At 70.6% G+C, this 7,516-nt stretch carries 6 protein-coding genes; 4 read left to right on the top strand and 2 right to left on the bottom strand.

Features of this window, described 5'->3' with window-relative positions; translation table 11 throughout:
* Positions 1 to 2,223 (bottom strand): ATP-dependent zinc metalloprotease FtsH (ftsH, locus tag Q2100_RS25475; RefSeq protein WP_302916299.1); only part of this gene is annotated, 2,223 nt, incomplete at its 3' end.
* Between the two features lie 188 nt (positions 2,224 to 2,411).
* Here ftsH and Q2100_RS25470 point away from each other — a divergent pair.
* From Q2100_RS25470 to Q2100_RS25455, 4 genes are read left to right on the top strand one after another with little or no spacing between them, the layout of a single operon-like run.
* Positions 2,412 to 3,386 carry an alpha/beta fold hydrolase gene (locus Q2100_RS25470; protein WP_302916298.1) on the top strand — a complete coding sequence of 325 codons (975 nt, stop codon included), beginning with the start codon at positions 2,412 to 2,414 and terminating at the stop codon, positions 3,384 to 3,386.
* The gene (locus tag Q2100_RS25465; protein ID WP_302916297.1) at positions 3,383 to 4,570 is read left to right on the top strand and encodes an LLM class flavin-dependent oxidoreductase; all 1,188 of its coding nucleotides are present in this window, start codon (positions 3,383 to 3,385) and stop codon (positions 4,568 to 4,570) included. The genes Q2100_RS25470 and Q2100_RS25465 overlap by 4 nt, the downstream gene beginning before the upstream one ends.
* Positions 4,570 to 5,586 carry a zinc-binding dehydrogenase gene (locus tag Q2100_RS25460; protein WP_302916296.1) on the top strand — a complete coding sequence of 339 codons (1,017 nt, stop codon included), beginning with the start codon at positions 4,570 to 4,572 and terminating at the stop codon, positions 5,584 to 5,586. The genes Q2100_RS25465 and Q2100_RS25460 overlap by 1 nt, the downstream gene beginning before the upstream one ends.
* A gap of 16 nt (positions 5,587 to 5,602) precedes the next feature.
* Positions 5,603 to 6,331, top strand: a complete 729-nt coding sequence (locus Q2100_RS25455) for an SIMPL domain-containing protein (RefSeq protein ID WP_302916295.1) — start codon at positions 5,603 to 5,605, stop codon at positions 6,329 to 6,331.
* Here Q2100_RS25455 and Q2100_RS25450 read toward each other — a convergent pair.
* On the bottom strand, positions 6,328 to 7,516 hold a 1,189-nt coding region (locus tag Q2100_RS25450; RefSeq protein ID WP_302916294.1), incomplete at its 5' end, for a molybdopterin dinucleotide binding domain-containing protein. The genes Q2100_RS25455 and Q2100_RS25450 overlap by 4 nt on opposite strands.

The following is a 7,516-nucleotide window of genomic DNA, read 5'->3' as shown; positions in this document are numbered from 1 at the left end:
CGGCGGCGGGTATGCCGGCGGATAGGCCTCCGGCCAGCCCGACGGGTGGGGCGGCGGCGGATACCAGTGGCCCTGCGGCTGGCTTCCCGGCGGACCGCCCGGCGGCCAGCCGGGTGCGTGCCAGCCGGCCGGCGCACCGTAATTCGGTTGCGTCGCAGCACCGTTCGCCGGTACGCCGTTGCCACCGCCGCCGTTGGTGCCCGCCGCGTTGCCGCCGTTCTTGGCGGCCGCCTCCTCGGCGGCCTTGGACGCCGCGGCGATCGCCGCCTTGAAGGCCGGCTCCTTGACCGGCGGGGGCCACTCCTCGCCGCGCTCGATGGCGAGCTCGCCGGGCGTCTTGATCGGCGGCTTGTCTGACGGGACGCGCCCACCGAAGTCGTCGAACATCGTCAGGCGGGGACGCTTCTTCACGTCACCGAAGATCTCGGCGAGCTCGACGCGGTGCAGCGTCTCCTTCTCCAGCAGTTCCCCGGCCAGGATGTCCAGCACGTCGCGGTACTCCGTGAGGATCTCCCACGCCTCGGTGTGGGCCGCCTCGATGAGCTTGCGCACCTCGTCATCGATGATCTGGGCGACCTCGTGGCTGTAATCCGCCTGCGTGCCCATCGTGCGGCCCAGGAACGGATCGCCGTGCTCGGTGCCGTACCGGACGGCGCCGAGCTTTGAGCTCATGCCGTACTCGGTGACCATCGCGCGGGCGATCTTGGTGGCCTGGTCGATGTCCGACGAGGCGCCGGTGGTGGGCTCGCGGAACACCAGTTCCTCGGCGGCGCGCCCACCCATCGCGAAGACGAGCCGGGCGATCATCTCCGAGCGCGTCATCAGGCCCTTGTCGTCCTCGGGCACTGACATGGCGTGACCGCCGGTGCGACCGCGGGCCAGGATCGTCACCTTGTAGATCGGCTCGATGTCGGGCATCGCCCAGGCCGCCAGCGTGTGCCCACCTTCGTGGTAGGCGGTGATCTTCTTCTCGTGCTCGCTGATGATGCGTCCCTTGCGGCGGGGTCCCCCGACCACCCGGTCGACCGCTTCTTCGAGTGCGGCGCCGGAGATGACGGTGCCGTTCTCGCGGGCGGTCAGCAGCGCCGCCTCGTTGATCACGTTGGCCAGGTCTGCGCCGGACATCCCGACGGTCCGCTTGGCCAGCCCGTCGAGGTCGGCGTCGGGAGCGATCGGCTTGCCCGCCGAGTGCACCTTGAGCACGGCGCGTCGCCCGGCGATGTCGGGGTTGGACACCGGGATCTGGCGGTCGAAGCGACCGGGTCGCAGCAGCGCCGGGTCGAGGATGTCGGGCCGGTTCGTGGCGGCGATCAGAATCACCCCGGCGCGTTCACCGAAGCCGTCCATCTCGACCAGCAGCTGGTTCAGCGTCTGCTCGCGCTCGTCGTGGCCGCCACCCATGCCGGCGCCGCGCTGGCGGCCGACCGCGTCGATCTCGTCGACGAAGATGATGCAGGGGCTGTTCTGCTTGGCCTGCTCGAACATGTCGCGCACGCGGGAGGCGCCGACACCGACGAACATCTCGACGAAGTCGGAGCCGGAGATCGTGAAGAACGGCACCCCGGCCTCGCCGGCGACGGCACGGGCCAGCAGCGTCTTGCCGGTGCCCGGCGGGCCGTAGAGCAGCACGCCCTTGGGGATCTTGGCGCCGAGCGCCTGGTAGCGGCTGGGGTTCTGCAGGAAGTCCTTGATCTCGTAGAGCTCCTCGACCGCCTCGTCGACGCCTGCGACGTCGGCGAACGTGGTGGTCGGCATGTCCTTGCCGAGCTGCTTGGCCTTCGACTTGCCGAACCCGAAGCCCATCCGCCCGCCGCTCTGCATGCGGGAGAACATCACGAACAGGCCGACGAGCAGCAGCAGCGGCAGCATGTAGATGAGCAGCGAGCCGAGCACGCTGCCCTGGTTCACCACCGTGTTGATCTTGACGTTCTTACCCTGCAGCGCCTCGAAGACCGTCACCCCGTACCCGGTGGGGTACTTGGTGATGATCTTGTCGCTGTCCTCGGTCTCGCCCTTGCCGCTCTTGAGGTCGAGTCGCAGTTGCTGTTCGCGGTCGTCGATCTGGGCGCTGTTGACGTTGCCCTCGTTGATCTGGGCGATCGCCACCGACGTGTCGACGGGTTTGTAGCCGCGGGTGTCGTCGCTGAAGTAGAAGAACGACCAGCCCAGCAGCAGCACGACCGCGATCACGGTCAGCGTGCGGATCACATTTTTCCGGTTCATCATTTTTCGGCCAGCGATGAGTCTGTCGGCCAGGTCCTTCCGATACGCGCAGCTGGGATCACTTCAGGCTACCGCTAGACCAACGTGCGGAAGTTCCCGACGGCCGACGGGTGACTTCGCGGGAGTTCTGGCTACACACGTCGCCAGAAGCCTTCCGCTGCCCGCCGCCCGTGTGCTTGGGTGAGCCGGTGGGCACCGACGCAACCACCCCGGCCGAACGTCTCGTCGACACCAACGGAGTTCGGCTGCGGGTGACGGAGGCCGGCGAGCGCGGCGCCCCGGTGGTGGTGCTGGCGCACGGCTTCCCGGAACTGGCCTACTCCTGGCGCCGTCAGATCCCGGTGCTGGCCGCCGCGGGTTACCACGTGCTGGCGCCCGATCAACGCGGGTACGGCGGGTCGTCGCGCCCGGCGGACGTGCAGGACTACGACGTCGTCCATCTCAGCGGCGACCTGATCGGACTGCTCGACGACGTCGGCGCCGACACCGCGGTGTTCGTCGGCCACGACTGGGGTTCCCCGGTGGTCAGCAACACCGCGCTGCTGCACCCCGACCGGGTGTCCGCCGTGGTGACCATGAGCGCGCCCCCGGTGCCGCGCTCCTCGGGGCCGCCCACCCAGATCTGGCGCCGCATCTTCGCCGACAACTTCTTCTACATCCTCTACTTCCAGGACGTCGGCCCGGCGGACACCGAGTTGAACGAGGATCCGGGCCGGACGATACGGCGCATGCTGGGCGGGCTGAAGAACCCGGCCGATGCGACCGCGCTGGTCGACATGGCGACACCCGACCAGCGGGGCTTCCTCGACCGCATCCCCGAGCCGGACGGCATCCCGGCGTGGATCAGCGAGGAGGAGATCGCGCACTACGTCGCGGAGTTCACCCGCACCGGATTCACCGGCGGCCTGAACTGGTACCGCAACTTCGACCGCAACTGGGAACTGACCGCCGACACCCCGGCGGCCACGATCGGGGTGCCGACCCTGTTCATCGCGGGCACCGCCGACCCGGTGCTGTCCTTCACCCCCCGCGACCGCATCGGTGACGTGGTCACCGGTCCGTTCCGCGAGATCCTCATCGACGGCGCAGGCCACTGGCTGCAGCAGGAACGCGCCGACGAGGTCAACGCCGCCCTGCTCGAATTCCTCGGAGGTCTGCCATGAACCGTCCCCTGAACTTCGGCGTCTTCATCACGCCGTTCCACCCGGTCGGCCAGTCCCCCACCGTCGCCCTCGAGTACGACCTCGAGCGCACCGTGGCGCTGGACCGGCTCGGCTACGACGAGGTGTGGTTCGGCGAGCACCACTCCGGCGGCTACGAGCTGATCGCCTGCCCGGAGGTGTTCATCGCCGCGGCGGCCGAGCGCACCAAGCACATCCGGCTCGGCACCGGCGTGGTGTCGCTGCCCTACCACCACCCGCTGATGGTCGCCGACCGCTGGGTGCTGCTCGACCACATGACCCGCGGCCGGGTGGTGTTCGGCACCGGGCCGGGCGCTCTGCCGTCGGACGCCTACATGATGGGAATCGACCCGGTGGACCAGCGCCGGATGATGCAGGAGTCACTCGAGGCGATCCTCGCGCTGTTCCGCGCCGGGCCCGACGAGCGCGTCACCCGCGAGACCGACTGGTTCACGCTGCGCGACGCCCAGTTGCACATCCGCCCCTACACCTGGCCCTACCCCGAGATCTCCACCGCGGCGATGGTGTCGCCGTCGGGTCCGCGGCTGGCCGGCCAGCACGGCACATCGCTGCTGTCGCTGTCGATGTCGGTGCCCGGCGGTTTCGCCGCGCTCGAGAACACCTGGGGTGTGGTCACCGAACAGGCGGCCAAGGCAGGCCGCGAGACCCCCGACCGGTCGGGCTGGCGGGTGCTGGGCATCTTCCACCTCGCCGACACCCGCGAGCAGGCCATCGAGGACTGCACCTACGGGCTGCAGGACTTCGCGAACTACTTCGGCGCCGCGGGCTTCGTCCCGCTCTCCAACACCGTCGACGGCGAGCAGCAGACGCCGCGGGAGTTCGTCGCCGAGTACGCCGCGGGAGGCAACTGCTGCATCGGCACCCCCGACGACGCCATCGCCTACATCACCGGCCTGCTCGAACAGTCCGGCGGCTTCGGCACACTGCTGCTGCTGGGCCACGACTGGGCGAATCCCGAAGCGACCTACCATTCCTATGAGTTGTTCGCCCGCAAGGTGATGCCGCACTTCAAGGGACAGCTGACCGCGCCGCAGGCATCGCACGAGTGGGCCAAGGGCATGCGCGACCAACTGCTCGGCAGCGCCGGGCAGGCCATCGTGAACGCCATCACCGCGCACACCGACGAGATGCAGGCCAAGAGCTGATGCGGGCGTCGGTGCTGCGCGACGGCCGCATGGTGCTGCGCGACGACGTCGCCGACCCGGTGCCCGGCCCCGGCCAGGTGCTCGTCGCGGTCAAAGCGTGCGGGATCTGCGGCTCCGACCTGCATTTCGCGCAGCACGGCGCCACCGTGCTGGAGTTGGGCGCCCAGCTGCAGGGCGCGCCGCTCGGCGGTGCGCCGCTCGACCTGTCCGCCGACGTGTTCCTGGGCCACGAGTTCAGCGCCGAAGTCCTCGAGGCAGGCCCGGACACCGACGCACCGGCTCCCGGCACCATCGTGACGTCGGTCCCGGTGCTGTTGTCCGGCAACGGTGTCGAGCCGATCTTCTCCTCCAACACCACGATCGGCGGCTACGCCGAACGCATGCTGCTCTCGGCGCCCCTGCTGCTCCCGGTGCCCAACGGACTCGACCCGCGGCACGCCGCGCTCACCGAGCCGGTGGCGGTCGGGCTGCACGCGGTGAACAGGTCGGCGATCGCCCCGGGCGAGGCGGCGCTGGTGGTGGGCTGCGGCCCGATCGGCGTGGCGATCATCGCGGCCCTACGCCACCGGGGCGTGGAACAGATTGTCGCATCGGACTTCTCGGCGATGCGCTGTGAACTCGCCGAGACCGTCGGGGCGCACCGGACGGTGGACCCGGCGCAGGAGTCGCCGTTCGACACCGTCGCACCCGCGGTCGTCTTCGAGGCCGTCGGCGCCCCGGGCATCATCAACGACGTGCTGCGCCGCGCCCCGGCCCGGACACGGCTGGTGGTCGCCGGGGTGTGCATGGAGGCCGACACCGTGCTGCCGTTCTTCGCCGCCGCCAAGGAGATCGCCATCCAGTTCGTGTTCGCCTACGACCCCGCCGAGTTCGCGGAATCCCTGCGCGCCATCGCCGAAGGCGCCATCGACGTGGCCCCGCTGATCACCGGCGAGGTGCCGCTCGACGCGGTCGGCGCCGCGTTCGACGACCTGGCGCACCCCGACCAGCACTGCAAGATCCTGGTGACACCCTGACGGTAGGGTGCCAGGCATGCCGATCGCCGTGCGCGCGAAGACCCTGTTGACCACCCTCGCCGCCGCCGCGCTGACCGTCGGAACGCTGTCGGCCTGCGACGCCACGGCGGGCCCCGCCGCGCCGGCGAACACCGACTCCCGTCAGGTCACCGTGGTCGGCGCCGGGCAGGTGCAGGGCACCCCGGACCTGTTGACCGCCAACGTCTCAATGGAGTTCATCGCGCCCGACGTCACCAGTGCGATGAACCAGTCCAGCGACCGGCAGCAGGCCGTCATCAACGCCCTCGTCGACGCGGGCATCGAGCGCAAGGACATCAACACCACGCAGGTCAGCCTGCAGCCGCAGTTCGGCCCGGACAGCGTCGACATCGCCGGCTACCGGGCCAGCAACTCGCTCGACGTCAAGATCCGCGACCTCGGCGCGGCGTCGCAGGCGCTGGCGCTGATCGTCAGCACCGGCGGCGACGCCGCGCGGATCAACTCGGTGAACTACTCGATCGAGGACGACTCGCAGTTCATCCGCGACGCGCGGGCGCGGGCGTTCGAGGACGCAAGGAGCCGCGCCGAGCAGTACGCCGACCTCTCGGGACTCGATCTCGGCGACGTCGTCTCGATCTCCGAGGTGGCCGGCGAGACGCCACCGGTGCCGATGCAGGCGCCGCGCGCGGCCATGGAGTCGGTGCCGCTGGAGCCGGGTCAGCAGTCCGTCGGCTTCACGGTGACCGTGGTGTGGGAGCTGTCCTAACCCGCAGGACTGATGTCGACGGGGATGCCGTTGAGCACCGCGGTGCCCGAGAGCGGGTCGAGCACCGCACCGTCGTTGAGCCGGTTGACGTTGACGCCCGGGCGCACGGCGGCGACGGCCAGCCGGGTGCCGAGCACGTCGTGACCCCAGCCGTGCGGTAGCGACACCACGCCGCGGCGGAGACCGTCGAACATCTCGACCGGCGCCTCCACCTCGCCGCCGGGCCCCTTGATCACCGCGTTGCCGGTGAGCCCGAGTGCGGCGGCGTCGGCCGGGTGGATCTGCAGCGTGCAGCGGTTGGTGCCGCCGGCGAGCGCGGGCAGGTTGTGCATCCAGCTGTTGTTGGAGCGCAGGTGCCTGCGGCCGATCAGGACGAAGTCCGCTTCGCGGCGTTGCAGCGAGTCCAGCAGCCGGCCGACGTCGGCGGCGAACGGCTCGGGTGCGAGTTCGACCTTGCCCGACGGCGTGCGCAGCACCTCGGTCAGCCGCGGCCGCAGTGGCCCGAGGTCGATCCCGTGCGGGTTGGCCCTGAGCCGGTCGAGCGTCAGCCCGTCGGGGCGGGCGCCGAACGCGTCGCCGTAGGGGCCGAGCCGCAGCATCATGTCGAGTCGGCGTTCGTAACCCGGGCCGGGTGTCAGCATCGCGGTCAGCTCGGCGGCGTCGCGGCCGGCGACGGACGAGTCGGGGTCGGCTGTCTCCCTGCCCAGCGTGGTCGCGATCACCTGGTCGTCGACCAGTCCGGGGTCGCCGTCTGGCGCCATCCCGTAGAGGATCAGCGCCAGCCGGGCCACGATCTCGACTTCGCCGGGCCTGCCGTCGGGCAGCGGCACCGCGGGCGGTGAGTACCGCGCGGTGTTGCGGACCGCCAGGTTGTTCAGCGCGACGTCGAAGTGGGCGGTCCGCGACGGCGGCGGTGGCGGCAGTATCACGTCGGCGTGCCGGGTGGTCTCGTTGAGGTACGGGTCGACGCTCAGCATGAAGCCGACGCCGTCGAGGGCGCGGCTCAGCCGGTCGCCGTCGGGTGCGGACAGCGCGGGGTTGCCCGCCACGGTGATCAGCGCCCGCACCTGGCCGTCGCCGGGCGTCTCGATCTCCTCGGCCAGCGCGGTGGCGGGCAGTTCGGACAGCGCCTCGGGATGCCCGGACACCCGGCTGTGCCAGCGGCCGGTGCGGAAGCCGCGGCCC

This window comes from Mycolicibacterium arseniciresistens, assembly GCF_030519285.1.
GTDB lineage: Bacteria > Actinomycetota > Actinomycetes > Mycobacteriales > Mycobacteriaceae > Mycobacterium > Mycobacterium arseniciresistens.
Note: the sequence above shows the minus strand (reverse complement) of the source record. Positions and strands in the feature narration are given on the sequence as shown.